General features: G+C 44.7%; 11 protein-coding genes. 7 read left to right on the forward strand and 4 right to left on the reverse strand.

Annotation, left to right across the window (positions count from 1 at the left end; translation table 11 throughout):
* Positions 1 to 9: 9 nt before the first annotated feature.
* Entirely contained in the window at positions 10 to 3,045 is a 3,036-nt protein-coding gene (ydiJ, locus tag FR741_RS09165) for a D-2-hydroxyglutarate dehydrogenase YdiJ (protein WP_167426679.1), read from the reverse strand.
* A 264-nt stretch (positions 3,046 to 3,309) separates the two neighbouring features.
* On the opposite strand from ydiJ, the gene FR741_RS09170 reads away from it, so the two are divergent.
* The 7 genes from FR741_RS09170 (at position 3,310) to FR741_RS09200 (ending at position 9,300) form a co-directional block, all read left to right on the forward strand.
* Positions 3,310 to 3,990: a DUF3334 family protein gene (locus FR741_RS09170; RefSeq protein WP_006742601.1), complete on the forward strand. Its 681-nt coding sequence runs from the start codon at positions 3,310 to 3,312 to the stop codon at positions 3,988 to 3,990.
* A 209-nt stretch (positions 3,991 to 4,199) separates the two neighbouring features.
* Positions 4,200 to 4,895 carry a DUF2786 domain-containing protein gene (locus tag FR741_RS09175; RefSeq protein ID WP_005395879.1) on the forward strand — a complete coding sequence of 232 codons (696 nt, stop codon included), beginning with the start codon at positions 4,200 to 4,202 and terminating at the stop codon, positions 4,893 to 4,895.
* 217 nt (positions 4,896 to 5,112) lie between these two features.
* Positions 5,113 to 5,772 (forward strand): OmpA family protein, encoded by a 660-nt coding sequence (locus FR741_RS09180; protein WP_005377956.1) that lies wholly within the window; start codon positions 5,113 to 5,115, stop codon positions 5,770 to 5,772.
* A 76-nt stretch (positions 5,773 to 5,848) separates the two neighbouring features.
* Positions 5,849 to 6,826 carry a J domain-containing protein gene (locus FR741_RS09185; protein WP_167426680.1) on the forward strand — a complete coding sequence of 326 codons (978 nt, stop codon included), beginning with the start codon at positions 5,849 to 5,851 and terminating at the stop codon, positions 6,824 to 6,826.
* Positions 6,827 to 7,003: 177 nt separating this feature from the next.
* Complete coding sequence (locus tag FR741_RS09190; protein ID WP_005377960.1) at positions 7,004 to 7,186, forward strand: hypothetical protein; 183 nt, start codon at positions 7,004 to 7,006, stop codon at positions 7,184 to 7,186.
* Positions 7,187 to 7,599: 413 nt separating this feature from the next.
* Positions 7,600 to 7,992 carry a SulA-like leucine-rich domain-containing protein gene (locus tag FR741_RS09195; RefSeq protein ID WP_048626264.1) on the forward strand — a complete coding sequence of 131 codons (393 nt, stop codon included), beginning with the start codon at positions 7,600 to 7,602 and terminating at the stop codon, positions 7,990 to 7,992.
* A gap of 204 nt (positions 7,993 to 8,196) precedes the next feature.
* Positions 8,197 to 9,300, forward strand: coding sequence for a phosphoribosylaminoimidazolesuccinocarboxamide synthase (locus FR741_RS09200; protein ID WP_085569567.1), 1,104 nt, complete (start codon positions 8,197 to 8,199; stop codon positions 9,298 to 9,300).
* A 78-nt stretch (positions 9,301 to 9,378) separates the two neighbouring features.
* Here FR741_RS09200 and FR741_RS09205 read toward each other — a convergent pair whose 3' ends face one another.
* The 3 genes from FR741_RS09205 to FR741_RS09215 all read right to left on the reverse strand — a co-directional run bounded on the left by FR741_RS09205 (position 9,379) and on the right by FR741_RS09215 (position 14,402).
* Positions 9,379 to 11,052 (reverse strand): alkaline phosphatase D family protein, encoded by a 1,674-nt coding sequence (locus FR741_RS09205; RefSeq protein ID WP_109168454.1) that lies wholly within the window; start codon positions 11,050 to 11,052, stop codon positions 9,379 to 9,381.
* A 329-nt stretch (positions 11,053 to 11,381) separates the two neighbouring features.
* Positions 11,382 to 11,759: a hypothetical protein gene (locus FR741_RS09210; protein ID WP_005377965.1), complete on the reverse strand. Its 378-nt coding sequence runs from the start codon at positions 11,757 to 11,759 to the stop codon at positions 11,382 to 11,384.
* Positions 11,760 to 12,047: 288 nt separating this feature from the next.
* A complete protein-coding gene (locus FR741_RS09215) occupies positions 12,048 to 14,402 on the reverse strand; it encodes a helicase-related protein (RefSeq protein ID WP_109168639.1) in 2,355 nt (784 codons plus the stop codon).
* Positions 14,403 to 14,533 lie beyond the last annotated feature (131 nt).

Consider the following 14,533-nt stretch of genomic DNA (forward strand, 5'->3'; position numbering starts at 1 on the left):
TTGATGTGATTATATCAAAGTTAACAGCGCCTGAACGGGATGTTTGGGCTTTGTTCCTTCAAAGCGTTTCACTTGGCTGCGGCAAGAGTAGCCAGTAATCAAACATCTCTCGTTATCTAACTTATCTAAGCTTGGCTTCCAGCTTAAATTGTAAATGTCTTTCGACATCGACAACTTATCGACCTCGTGACCAAACGTACCCGCCATACCACAACAACCAACCGGTACCGTATTTAAAACCGCACCAAAGTGAGCAAAAATAGCGCCCCACTCTTTTTCCGCATTCGGCATTTTGGTTTTTTCAGTACAGTGCGCAAACAGATACCAAGGTTCCTGCGCCTTATGCTCTCCGCTTTCAAACTCTTCTAGTCTTGGGTAAAGCCATTCGTGGGCCGTTAGTACATCGAAATCACCTCGCTTACTGCCAAGTACTTCAGCGTATTCATCTCGATAACACAGCACCAATGCAGGGTCGACACCAACTAATGGAATATCCAGATCCGCTACCATCGCCAAAAACTTCGCTGTATCGGCTGCTGTATCCTTAAACTGACGTAGAAAGCCTTTAATGTGTTGTGCTTTACCGTTCGGCTTAAATGGCAGAAGCACCGGATGCATGCCCAGCTTTTTCAATAATTTAACGAAGTCTTCTACAACATCGGCGTCGTAGTAGCTAGTGAATGGGTCTTGAACAATTAAAACATGCTTGCTCTTTTCAGACGAAGACAAACCGCTGAGCGCTTGCAGGTCATAAGGCGTTGTCAGCGACTCTACTCGTTGTTTCAACGTAGGTACTGATAACAACGGCGCATCGACATACCCAACTGTTGAAGCCGTTAAGCTCTTGACCCACGACTGCTTCAAAACACCGTTTACGACACCTGGCGCTTTCGCCATCATCGGCAGCATAGTCTCTATGTTCGCAACCAGATAATCTTTTGCTGGACGTTGGTAACGAGAGTGATAAATGTTTAAAAAGCGTGAGCGGAAACTCGGAACGTCGACTTTAATCGGACACTGGCTCGCACACGCTTTACACGCTAAACAACCATTCATCGCTTCATACACTTCGTGGGAGAAATCGTATTCGTGACGACGATTGATAGAATGACGTACGCGGTCAATCATGGTTTTGATTGATGTTCTGTTTTCTAGCGTTTGCTTTTCTAAGTCAAGAATATCAATGCCTTGTTCAGTGAGCTGACGCAACCACTCGCGAACCAAACCCGCACGACCTTTCGGTGAATGACGACGATCGGCTGTTACTTTCATCGATGGACACATTGGCGAGCTGGTATCGTAGTTAAAACACAAACCGTTACCGTTACACTCCATCGCTTGCTTAAAGCTGTCACGTACTTGAACGTCAATCTGACGGTCATAGTAACCACGTTTGGTATCGGTAACTTTTACTAACTCTGCATCGCTATCAAGCGGCGTACAGATTTTGCCCGGGTTCATTTTGTTGTGTGGATCGAATGCCGCCTTCACACGTCTCAGCTCAGTAAACAACTCATCGCCGAAAAACTCAGGGCCATATTCTGAACGGAAACCTTTGCCGTGTTCACCCCACATCAAACCGCCGTATTTCGCCACCAGCTTAACCACTTCATCAGAAACTTCGTGCATCAATGCTTCTTGGTGCGGGTCACACAGATCCAACGCAGGACGCACATGCAGCACCCCTGCATCCACATGACCAAACATGCCGTAATTCAGCGATTTACTATCTAATAGTTCGCGAAACTCAACAATGAAATCAGCCAAGTTTTCTGGTGGTACACAGGTATCTTCAGCGAATGCGACCGGTTTAGCGCGGCCTTTTGCTGCGCCTAACAAACCCACCGCTTTTTTACGCATGTTGTAAATACGCCCGATACTCGCTACATCGTTACAGACTTGGTAACCGATGATGCCCGCTTCTTCTGTTTCCAGCATGGTATCGAGCTTGGCGGTCAGCGCTGCAACCTGCGCTGCAACTTCTTCTTCGTCCTGACCTGCATATTCCACCATATTGATGCCAAGCATCTCTTTATTTGGAACATCGGTAAGCAAATCACTCACGGTGTGCCAGACGATATCTTGCTTCGCGAGATTAAGTACTTTCGAGTCAACGGTTTCTACAGATAGCGCTTTCGCTTCGACCATAAACGGTGCATTACGCAGCGCAGAGTCAAAACTGTTATATTTAACGTTAACCAAAGTACGTGCTTTCGGAATTGGCGTCAGGTTTAGCTTAGCTTCAGTAATAAATGCCAATGAACCTTCCGCGCCACACAGCACTCGTGTGATGTCGAAACGGTCATCGTCTTCATTCAAGGCATTTTTTAAATCGTACCCCGTTAAAAAGCGGTTGAGCGGAGGAAATTTATCCACGATCTGCTGGCGTTTTTCACGACATACGGATTCCGTTACGCGTAGCGCCTTGGCAGCAAACTCGCCTTCTTTGGGGTAGCCGTTGGACAGATCTGATTCTAAAACTGAGCCATCAGCAAACACCGCTTGTAGCGACAATACATGATCGGATGTTTTTCCGTATTTCAGAGAACCTTGACCAGAAGCATCAGTGTTGACCATACCGCCAATCGTTGCACGGTTACTGGTAGATAAGTCTGGAGAGAAGAAGTAACCGTAAGGGCGAACCGCATCATTTAACTGGTCTTTCACTACACCAGTTTGTACACGAACCCAGCCTTCTTTCTCATTAATCTCAAGCACTTTGTTCATGTGGCGAGACATATCCACCACAATACCTTTGGTTAGCGACTGACCATTGGTCCCTGTGCCGCCACCACGAGGTGAAAAGGTAATTCGTTCGTACTTTTCTTTATTGCTCAGTTTCCCGAGGAGAGAAACATCTTCTGTCGTTTTAGGATGGACGACTGCCTGAGGAAGTTGCTGGTAAACACTGTTGTCAGTGGCAACCGCTAGTCGGCTTGAATATTGGCTTTCGATATCACCAGTGAATCCGGCGTGCTCAAGCTCTTTCAGAAAACTAAGAACAAGAGGATCGACATCAGTTTGCGAGTGTAATCTTGGTAACATTTGCTTCCTGCCCCTACGACGCTGAATCCGATCAGCTGCGGGTTATGTAATTATTTGCTCACTTCTCATACAAGTTGGCGTTCAGCGAAACAAAACACCACAAAAGAGTTAGTGAAGTAATATTCTTTGAATTTCGTCACTTTACAACATTTAAAAAGACGAGCAAATCAGAATCTCGATACAATAATTAAACTTATGCTTTATTTTTTCACGCTTGATGCCTTACATTGGGGAACGAATCGCGTTTCTAGATGAGTTTTCAGAATGAAAAAAAATAAAATTGTGACCACTGAAGATATCCTTCTCAAACTTTGCCAGTCTGTTTCTGGCGTCCTTACTTCGGCGACATCTTCTCAAGTAAATTACTCTGCAATGGTGCAAAAAATCCACAAGACTAGCCTCAAGCCAGATTTTGGCTGTTTTGTTCTGTTTGATGGCGGGTTTACCGGGCTGGTCGTAATTAATTTTACGGCAAAAGCCGCATTAGAGATCTACACCAACTACATGCGTAATATGGGTATGCCAGAAGAAGAACTGGCAATATCTCATACTTCTGACGAGGTGGGAGATGTTCTGGGTGAGCTAATGAACCAACTGGTTGGAGATTTCACCAATAAAATTCGTAAAGAGCTGCAAACGAACATCACACAAAACCAGCCAAAAATGATGGCGCTGAATAAGCAAGTCATCTTACAAGTGGATACCAACCTTGACCGCCCTCAAGCTCGCCGAGTGACGTTCTCCACCGAAAATAACAACATTTTCTACCTAGAGTTGGCAATGGACAAAACTGAGTTCATCCAACTAGAAGAGTTTGAAATCGCAGAAGACGAAAATCCAGACGATATTTTAGAAGCAACACGTAAAAATATGGCTGAGAAAGAATCTAAATCGTCGAGTTCAAACGATGACGCCGATGATTTACTCAACCAGCTCGGGTTGTAATTCCAACTAATCTTAATGAAGAATGGCTTCTTAGACACAAGTACGACTTCATACTGATTATGACGAACTAAAACGCCTAGCCTCGCCTTCCGCGGGGCTTCTTTTTATGTCCATAAACCACCTTCACTCCCACCTTGTATTTCGTTTTTATGTCAAAAAAGGTAATATGTCTGACTTCATAAATTTTCTGCTTTCGTTACTGGTTGTCGATGGATAAACAAAAAGCTCTGAAAAAAATCGCCAAGTGCTTAGAACTGGGCAATTCCGCTAATGTTAATGAGGCTGCCAATGCTATCAAAATGGCACATCGCCTCATGCTCAAATATGGTCTGGATAAAGACGATATTGAGTTTATCAGAATGGGGAAAACACAGTCTTCCCACCTACTACCAGCGAATATCAGTTCTACCATATTGCGAGTGATTCGCGGCATTAACACTAAATTCGGTGTTGAAGCGGTGTTGTTGAATCACAAAGGGCTCAAACGTGTCGAGTTTATCGGTGAAGCAGATCGCGCGATTTTTGCTGCATTTGCTTTCGATATTATTTATCGCGAGATGAACGAAAGTACCGGACAATTCCGAAATAGTTTCGCAGGTACGGGCACCTCTTCTCAAGAGGTGACTCGCCGCGTGAACTCATTTGTATCTGGCTGGGTAGAGGGCGCGATAGAGAAACTTCCAGTCATTTCCCCAGACGAAGAGTCGGCCAACAAAATCAATGATTATATTGACAAAGAATTCCAAAACATTGACCGCGAAACCTTCAAGAAGCAACTGAAAGAAGCGATGAAAAACCTAACCGAAGACTACGAAGTGGGCTTGAAGAAAGGTAGACGAGTCTCCGTTAACCGTGGTGTTGGCGGCGAGCAAGCGCGTAAAATGTTGGGCAATCCATCGAAATAACCAGAGCAGCAATTGATTGACGTAGGTTCCAATATTCTAATGTTATTGGGACCTACTTTTTGAAGTTGTGATAGTAACGATAAGAATTTTCTTACAGAAACTCTTATCAATCTTACTTTCTCATAACAAATATCAATGCTTACTTATTCATAATTCGCATCCCATTATGAGGCATGGTTTCGCCTCAGTTTTATACGGAGATTTTCCCTTGAAAAAGATGCCTATTGCACTAGCTCTAGTGCTAGCTCTTACTGGCTGTCAAGCCACTCAACGCCAAAATGCAACAACGGGTGAATACGAAACTAACTCAACCACGCAAGGCGCGCTTATTGGTGCTATCGCTGGTGCAGCAATCGGTCTAGCAACGGGCGACGACGCTAAAGAACGTCGTCAGCATGCACTCATTGGTGCGGCCGCAGGCGGTGCGACTGGCGCTGGCGTTGGTTACTACTTTGACCAACAAGAAGCAGAATTGCGTCGCGCTTTGCTAAACTCTGGTGTACAGGTTCAGCGTGTTGGTGAGAACCAGCTTTTACTGCGTATGGAAAATGGTATCGGCTTCTCTTCAAGCTCTTACCAGCTTGATGCTAGCATTCATAATACTCTACGCGGTGTTGCTCGCATCTTGGTTGAATACCCAGATACCAGCCTTGTTATCGACGGTTACACTGATAGCACAGGCAGTGAGTCATACAACCAAACGTTGTCTGAGCGTCGTGCAGAGTCCGTACGTCAATTCCTAGTATCTCAAAACGTTGCACCTGGTCGTGCAATTGCACGTGGCTACGGCGAACGTAACCCAATTTGCTCAAACCAAACTTCTGAAGGTCGTGCGTGCAACCGTCGTGTTGAAATCCAGATCTTGCCACTGAAGTAATTTGGTTGCACCATAGCGGTAATAATAAAAAATTACCGGAGCAGGCCTAACCATAATCGTTAGGCCTGACATATCAATGTCTGTCAAAACGTCTGCCCTACTCTGCTTATTTAGCCTCAGCTTTTCTGGTTACTCGCTTGCCTCTCAAGCTCCAATTGACCCCATAGAACAATACGAGTACGCACAACAATTATTGGCATCAAACAAAGCTGAAGCCTCACCAGAAACGCGTTACTGGCTAGAGCAATCCGCCAACCAAGGTTACCTCCCTGCGCAAAAACAGCTCGCGAACGACTTTGCTGAGGGGATATATGGCGAAAAAAATGAAACACAAGCGTTATATTGGCTAACCTCTATCGCACTCAATGATCCAACCGATCGGGGCTTTCTTCTCGCTAACTTTATTCAGCGCAATCAAGATAAGGTCACAGCTTCTCAATTGACTGAAGCTTTGTATCAAATGGCTTCTCAGCATAATCCAGCAGCAGAACAGGCTTATAATCAACTGTTAGAGCAGCGCTTCAATCAACTGCGAGCTAAACAAGTCTCACAAATAAAGTCGCTCGATAAAAAGGCGGAGCAAACACAAGAAGAGAAAAGCACAACAATTGCAAAACCCAACGTAGAATACTCGCAATTTTTATGGCTGATCTGGCTAGCGGCGATACTCATCATCAGCGGCTTAAGCTTCCTCGTAATCAAGAAACATAAGCAGAATAGAAAAGCGCTTGAAGCCAAAGAGGAAAACCAAAATCAGCGAATGGCGGCAAAAGTTAAAGAGCTAGAGTTTACGAACAAGCAACTGAAACGTCAGCTAGAGAAAGTATTCAAAGAATTTAAGAAATCCAAAACCCAGGCAGAGAACCATAAGCTAAGCGTCGCATGCGCCATGTTTGGCTACATACCACAACACATCCCTGATTTACAAGCAATAAAGCTACGCTATAGACAGCTATCAAAGCTTTATCATCCGGACACAAGAGGCAGTGAAGAAGAAATGAAGCGACTCAATCATGCCTTTAAGCTTGTCTCACAAAATGTTACAAAACAGTAAAAACAGGTCGAGACACTATGGCTAGCATGCTTTTAGACCCATATAATCAAGCGCCGCAATCGATCTCCCTCTCAAACAAATTAACAGACATTTAACTTAAGTCTCGCTTTTATGCCATAATGCTCAGCGCAAAATAACACCTAACGACTCAAATTAATCTAGGTGGGGAGAAAATCAATGTTCACTGAAGAAGGCACCTGTGATTGGTGTAAAAAACCTAGTCTTGTAACTCGTCACGATTATTTAGATGGCAAGCACCATTACTCATGTAAAGCTTGTTACGACATGGCAAAAATCGACGTGCGCCTATTTAACCAAGGCGAATTGCAAATGCGCGAACGCTTGCAACGAGCGAGCTAAGCAAGACGGAATCAACGGAACTGATTTTCAAAAGCGCCTTTTAAGGCGCTTTTTTGATCGGCCAAGCCCTATTTCCAATCTCTATCTCGTATTCCCTCCTATCCTACATAGCATGTCGCATCGGTTATCAGCCCCTCTCCTACTGTATACAAACCACTGCCCGTGAAAAAACACCTGTATATACAGTAGTGACCCCCTGTATGTATCTCGTCCAATTTGCTACTCATCTCACATTTTTAAATTGATGTTAGACATATCAGAAATGAAAAATAATCAAATAAATTCAAACACTTAAAATATAATCTTTTTATTTTCTTCTCAAAAAACCGCAAATAGCTTTTGAGAAACGGGTTGATCAGGTCGCCAAAACAAACTACTGTATACACATACAGCATGTATAAAGGAACAGTAAGATGCAGTTACAAAGTCAATCTCATACATACTCTCGTTACAACGTATTGGCACAAGCAACTCAGCCCATGGCCGTTTCGGATCAGCTTCTATCTAAGCTGGCTGTTTTATCGCAGCAGAAACAATGGATTTTGTTTACAGCAGACTGCCCTCGCCCTGACTTTGAACAACTCACTGCTTCTAATATTTGCTGTAGAAACGTGATTCAAATGAAGCCTTCTCAACAGCTTTCAGAAGTCGAGATCGTGATCAAAGCCATCCGATCAGGCAATGCCAGTGCTGTTGTTGCATCAAATAAAATTGCACTTATGAATCAATCTATGTTGCGCGACATGGCGCAGCGCTATCAGTGTGAAGTCTTTTTCGTCGAAGGCAGAGTTAATAAGTACCACTAATAAGTTCGACGTTATCCATCCTGCATCTCGCCTCCTTTTTAAGGGGGCATTTTTTTGTATTAAAGAAAACAAGCAAACGTTTGCTTTTTCTCTGGCGAGTTAAAATAGTTCTGGTATGATGCCCACATTCGATTTATTCAGCGCCCAAACTTTGCTGAATATCTTCTCTTTCTGACGTTTGATTAAGATGATAGGAATGTCGCAATGAGCCTTGCTAATCAAGTACTTGCCGTCAATGACGACCTGCCAATTCGCACCCATAAACCCGTTCATAGCGGAAAAGTTCGTTCAGTTTACTGGTTAACTGAAGAAGACAGCGCCCGACTGATCAAAGAAAAAGGATACGATGTCGCTCCAGATGCGCCTTTGGCTATCATGGTGATTAGCGACCGAATCTCTGCATTCGATTGTATTTGGCATGCTGAAGGTGGTCTTAATGGTGTCCCTGGTAAAGGGGCTGCGCTTAATGCGATTTCTAATCACTGGTTCAAACTGTTCAAAGAAAATGGCTTAGCAGATAGCCATATTCTAGACATTCCTCACCCTTTTGTTTGGATTGTACAAAAAGCCAAACCGGTAAAAATAGAAGCCATCTGCCGCAAATACATCACGGGTTCGATGTGGCGCGCTTACGCAAATGGCGAGCGCGAGTTTTGTGGAATCCAACTTCCTGAAGGGTTAGGAAAAGACAAAGCACTGCCAGAGTTGCTCATGACCCCATCCACAAAAGGCATTCTAAAAGGCATTCCCGGTGTGCCAGAAGCGGACGACGTGAATATTACTCGTCAAAACATCGTAGACAACTACGAAGCATTTAACTTCTCAAGTGCCGACGATATCGCACTCTACGAAAAACTGCTGAAAGAAGGCTTTAACGTTATCAGCCAAGCGTTAGAAGAAATCGACCAAATCTTTGTCGATACCAAATTCGAATTTGGTTATGTTCATGATGCCGCTGGCAATGAAAAGCTGATTTACATGGATGAAGTGGGTACACCAGACTCGTCTCGTATATGGGATGCTAAAGAGTACCAAGCAGGTCACATCGTAGAGAACTCAAAAGAAGGTTTCCGCCAGTTCCTACTTAACCACTTCCCTGACCCAGATATCTTGCTAAACAAAGAACGTATGCCAGAGCGCGAAGCACTCGCTCGTGATAATGCTTTACCCGTCGAATCTTTGATGGCGATTTCGAGCACCTACATTGGTATTGCCGAGAAGATTACAGGCAAGCCGATTCATTTGAGTGAGAATCCGAAAGCGGAAATCATCGAAGTTCTGAGCAAAGAATACGGATTGATTGACTAGCACTGTCGCTAGATTGCTAAACGCTTTCCAATAAAAAGTCCGCACTAGCTTGCGGACTTTTTTCGTATTAGGCTCAGTTTAGCCGATATTTAACGTAGTGCCATCTGTTGTAGAGGCTGACTTAGTCGTCACCTGATATGTTTTGTCTTTAATCGTTGATACGAAATACCAGGTCGACTCTGCCTTGTCGGGCGTAAAAGTAACGCGCATAAAGCCACGCTGTTTGATGTCTGCCCACTGTAATTCTGACACTAAGTGCGGCAACGTGTATTCCATTTGAGCGATCGCAACAGGATCTAACGCTAGGTAGGCCTCTAGCCCAGGGGAACTCACCGAGCTAGTTGCAAACTCTATCCCGATAGGATGCTTAGATACGTCTTTAAGCTCACTTGCCCATGCGTTGTGCGTATCTCCTGCCAAGCAGACAAAGTTACCACTGCTGGCTTTGGCCAGTTGATAAACTTTCTCTCGCTCAACGTAGTAACCATCCCATGCATCTAGGTTATATGGCAAAGCAATGGTATCTAAACTTGGGTCAGAGAGATAACCCGTAATCGCAGAGTTTACCGCTAATAACGCCTCTGTTTTTTGGTCTTCAGTGGCAGTAAACAATTGAAACATAGCGGTCATCACCGAACTTGGCAGCTCCATACGAGACATTAACACTTGTTGCCCTAGCACATTCCAAGTTGCGTCGTGCGTACTGAACGCATCCATCAGCCAAGCGAGTTGGTCAGCGCCTAACAGCTCTCGGTCTTCACTGCGCGACTGAGCAACTAAACCGCCAATAGCTTCCATCGTTGGAGAGCTGAGCGAGAAGTAATCCAACGGTTTATCACGCCCCACAAGTCGCGTGTCGAGCATCATCAAATTGACTAAACTTCCAAACGAAAACTGACGGTAAATCAGCATGTTTGAGAAAGTGTTTTCACGAACGGGCAACCATTCTGTCCACGCGGCAGCCGCAGCTGCACGACGATCATTAAAGCTGCCTTCCTCTTCTTGATGGTTTTCCGCACCATTTTTCCAACTATCATTTGCAAGCTCATGGTCATCCCAGACTGCAATCATTGGTAGGCTCGCATGTAACGCTTGCAGATCAGCATCTTGGCGATATTGCGCATACCGTTTTCGGTAATCATCTAAGGTAATGCATTCAGTGCCTTTGCTTGGCTCTCGCCCTAGTGCCTCAGCATCTTCACTAGCGTAGCCACCAGCCCCATACTCATAAATGTAATCACCGAGATGAAGTACCACATCAAACGGTTCTTGCTCATGTTGATTTAAGATCTCTCGATACACATGGAAATAACCAGCAGGATAGTTTGCGCAAGAAACAACGGCCATGGATGCCTTTTCTACACCACCCTCTGGTAATGTTTGAGTTTGCCCGACTTCGCTAGTGACATCTCCAACCATGAATCGATAGTAATAGTGAGAATTTGCGTTGAGGTTTTGAACATCAACTTTTACCGTGAAATCTCGGCTCGTGTCTGTGGCAAAAGTGCCACTTTGCACGATATCAGTAAAATTTTCGTTAGATGAAACTTGCCAGCTTACATCTGCGTAGCTTGCTGAGGTCGTAACACGAGTCCAAATGATTACTTGTGTTTGAGTAGGATCTCCACTCGCCACCCCGTGCTCAAAGGTAACCGCAACAGATTCACTAGCATCGCTACCACAGCCCACCAACCCGGTAACAATCGCCGTTGAAGAGGCAGCTTTCATAAAGTCTCGACGAGACAAAGACATATTGACTTCCTTTCTTATTGTGTTTGTTTTTATGCCCAAATGACGTGGTGACTCAATCATCCTTGTGTGCCAATAAGGGACGTTAATTCGAACTTACAGTACCAACCACTTAGTCGGTAATTTGTCCTAAAAACACAAAGTTAGAAGCTAGTTATGACAATTGCATTTCCAAACGTTACATTTTTGTTAATTTAAGTGCAAATACTCTATATTCATCACAATTCCAAGACCTGTGACAAAAACCTCAAAATAAAAAAGCGACCTACTTTGAGGTCGCTTTTCATTGCACTATTGTTAAGTGGTACATTGATGAAGTGGAAATGCTCAGCCTAAAACTTGATGTTAAGGACATCTTGTTCTGACGTGTCCACCTTCAACTGACTGCGAGATTCTATGTACTCGATTTGCTGAACATCGAGCGAATATGGCATAACGACTCGCAATTCATTGATCCCTTCATGTTTAGCTAACTGGGTTAAGCGGACCAAATTGGATTCATCACTTTTACGAGAAGACATCGATTTTAATGCGGCATCCCACAACCGATCTTCAGGCTTGCTCAATTCCGCAATGTTCTGTTTCCACATCAAACCGAAAATAGGCGCGATGGTGGCAAATGCCTCTAAGAAGGTCCATTTTTTACTACCTGTCGCCCCTAAAAAGCTAGTGTAGTCGAATTCAATGCACGTCTTTCCTTGTTGATCCATTCTATGCCCCCAACACTCGAAAATGAGATATACCAAATATCGTTCAACTGTTTTGATATAGCAATGGGATATAAAACATTCGTCTTTTATGCACTAATTTACATGCAAAAGGAAATATTAAAACCAGCTTTGTAACAACTGATGTACAGCTTCGCCATATATAAGCATTCAATTGATTAATATTTCAATTAAGAAACTAAAAACAACACGTAAGTAACGCTATCAATATGAAATCATTATAGATTCACCAAGAAAATATCAATTCTTGTCACAACGTCATCCGCCTACCTACTTCACATCAATCACTCGACTGGCCTTTTTATACTGTATCTTCCAACCAGCCCAGCGTGGCAGCTCCCAGCGCTTCGGGTCTCCCTTACGGTTTCCCTCTCGATAAATGACCTGTACCAGCTTGCGAGACGCGTAATACTCAACATCCAGTTGGAGTTCTGGCAGCGAAAGTTCTAAAGGGTACTGCTCCGTGAAATCGTCGTATTCCCATTCTGGAACACCGTTAAATGTAAAGTCTTCCGGTTCAAACAACGCCATATCATCGACATTTTCAACGCCTAATGTTTCCAACTGATCCTTTAACCAGCTAGAAAATGTCAAGGAGGCCAAGTCGTTAACCTCTTCTCCTTCGACATTAAGGCCCAATGCGTTGTAGAGTTTCCAGTGCTGGATTTGTTGTTTTCTTTGAGAAGCAAAACCTGGTAACAGTGTCTCGTCTTCTATCATTTCGACAATAGACTGAACAGCAACATCACCTTGTAACGCTTGATGTTCAGAACAGATTGTTCGCCCGGCGTAGACCAAATGCATCGTTGCTCTTGGGGTCTCCTCTTCATAATTCGTCTCGCCTTGTTGCCACTCCCCTAGTTCAAGTTCGCGTAACAACGTCAGCGGGATAGGCATCATGACCGATGCGAGGTTTAGTGTTTGCTTAACGCCTCGTCCTGGCACGCTATGGCTATCTAGCACAATGGCCGCGTCTTCTTTATCAGGAAAGCGGCTGTTACGCCCAACCAGCATCTCGACTACGCCATTTCCTAGAGCATCTCTTCGACGAGCTCGTCGGACAAACACAAGCTCAGGGTGTAATGAGGCGATGGAGAAAAAGAGCGCTTCACGTTTATATCGAGAGGCAACGTCAAGTTCCGGTAATTCAAATACTTCTCGCATTTGTTTCGCTAAACCTTGTGCCTCTTCGAGTGCGCTGGCATCAATGACAATGCCCGGAAGTCGTTCCCCCCGAACCAAACGGATAAGCAAAGAGGCATCACATCCGTATGGTTCCTCTTGAGATAGAAGCTCAGCAACTTCACCACTTTGTCGCTGATAGAGCTGCGCAGGCACAGATAAGGCGGCAGCCAAATCAATCATTGCTTCCTTCTCTGGCTTCGCTTGAATTCTGGTAACAAGATCGGCAAACAGTGCATCAATGGGTAGTGGATATACTTTTCTCCCGTGCTGCGTGACATTGCCATCCTCATCAATCGCTTCCATAGATAACAACGTCGAATGAGATGCCTCTAGCGACTTTGGGGGAATTGAGTCGAGAAAATCGAGTGTTGAGAGACGATACCCACAACAAGCTGCTGCCAGCATGGGCTCGACGAGCTCTTCTCTGTGTAATTCTGGAGGTGTCACCAACTCTAAAGGCGCGTGCTCACCATATAGACGAATACAAGCCCCTTCGGCAACGCGACCTGCTCGCCCCATTCGCTGCGCGGCACTGGCCTTAGAAATGTTGGTTAGCGTCAGTGCTGTACGTCCATTTCGTTGTACAGTTCTGCGCTCTAAGCCGCTATCAATGACAACTCGGATGTTAGGTATCGTTAAGGAGGTTTCCGCAACATTGGTTGCCAATACGACTTTTCGTTGTTTTTGCGTAGTTAACGCGCGGTGCCGTTCTTCATCACTAACCGAGGCATGAAGTTTGACCACCATGACTTCGCCGCAACTTTGTAGCATCTGAGCACATTGGGTGATCTCTTTGCGTCCAGGCAGGAAAACAAGAATATCGCCATCTTCATCTTCCAATGCTTCTTTTACCGCTCTGAAAACCTCTTGTTCACATCCCTTCTTATTCGGTAAATAACGGCTGTCTAAAGAACGATGTGTCACCGTGACTGGAAAGCAACGCCCTTCAGATCGCAGACGCTTCGCATTCAGGTAACGCGCTAGCTTTTCGCCCTCCAGCGTAGCGGAAGTGACGATCAACCGATGTTGATTTTCTTGCTTCAAAATTGCGGTTAATAGATCAATATCCCAGCGTCGCTCGTGAAATTCGTCCACTATCACGATATCGAAGCCTGCTAGCTTGTTTTCCGCAAACCAACGCAGTGCGACTCCCGGAGTCACAAATACAACTTCGGTTTTTTCATCAAAGTAGGCATGAAGCTTGATCGCGTAACCGACTTTGCGACCTATTGGCTCACCAGATTGCTCCGCAAGATATTCAGCCAGCGAGGTACAAGCAATTCGACGTGGTTCAATAACCAGCACGCGTCCGTGTTTTGCCGCCCACATAGGCAAACGGGTAGATTTACCTGACCCGGTTTCGGCTTCCACCACGAGATGGTTTTGGTTCACATGTTGGTCAAACTCAGCTTGCAGGCTGTCGATAGGTAGTTGAAACATAGAAATTGGATTTGATTTGATGATGCAGAACATTATACCCAAGTAAAAAAATCCTGCTTTAGGTATCTCTAAACAACCAATATTGCCGATATTTTCGGCGGTATCTGAGTTTTTTTGCGACATTACATTGA

Origin of the sequence: Vibrio diabolicus (assembly GCF_011801455.1) — a bacterium.
GTDB lineage: Bacteria > Pseudomonadota > Gammaproteobacteria > Enterobacterales > Vibrionaceae > Vibrio > Vibrio diabolicus.

Bases quoted from the DNA above. Each gene is read 5' to 3' on its own strand.
- ydiJ (WP_167426679.1), bottom strand. From the start codon at position 3,045: ATGTTACCAAGATTACACTCGCAAACTGATGTCGATCCTCTTGTTCTT.
- FR741_RS09170 (WP_006742601.1), top strand. From the start codon at position 3,310: ATGAAAAAAAATAAAATTGTGACCACTGAAGATATCCTTCTCAAACTT.
- FR741_RS09175 (WP_005395879.1), top strand. From the start codon at position 4,200: ATGGATAAACAAAAAGCTCTGAAAAAAATCGCCAAGTGCTTAGAACTG.
- FR741_RS09180 (WP_005377956.1), top strand. From the start codon at position 5,113: ATGCCTATTGCACTAGCTCTAGTGCTAGCTCTTACTGGCTGTCAAGCC.
- FR741_RS09185 (WP_167426680.1), top strand. From the start codon at position 5,849: ATGTCTGTCAAAACGTCTGCCCTACTCTGCTTATTTAGCCTCAGCTTT.
- FR741_RS09190 (WP_005377960.1), top strand. From the start codon at position 7,004: ATGTTCACTGAAGAAGGCACCTGTGATTGGTGTAAAAAACCTAGTCTT.
- FR741_RS09195 (WP_048626264.1), top strand. From the start codon at position 7,600: ATGCAGTTACAAAGTCAATCTCATACATACTCTCGTTACAACGTATTG.
- FR741_RS09200 (WP_085569567.1), top strand. From the start codon at position 8,197: ATGAGCCTTGCTAATCAAGTACTTGCCGTCAATGACGACCTGCCAATT.
- FR741_RS09205 (WP_109168454.1), bottom strand. From the start codon at position 11,052: ATGTCTTTGTCTCGTCGAGACTTTATGAAAGCTGCCTCTTCAACGGCG.
- FR741_RS09210 (WP_005377965.1), bottom strand. From the start codon at position 11,759: ATGGATCAACAAGGAAAGACGTGCATTGAATTCGACTACACTAGCTTT.
- FR741_RS09215 (WP_109168639.1), bottom strand. From the start codon at position 14,402: ATGTTTCAACTACCTATCGACAGCCTGCAAGCTGAGTTTGACCAACAT.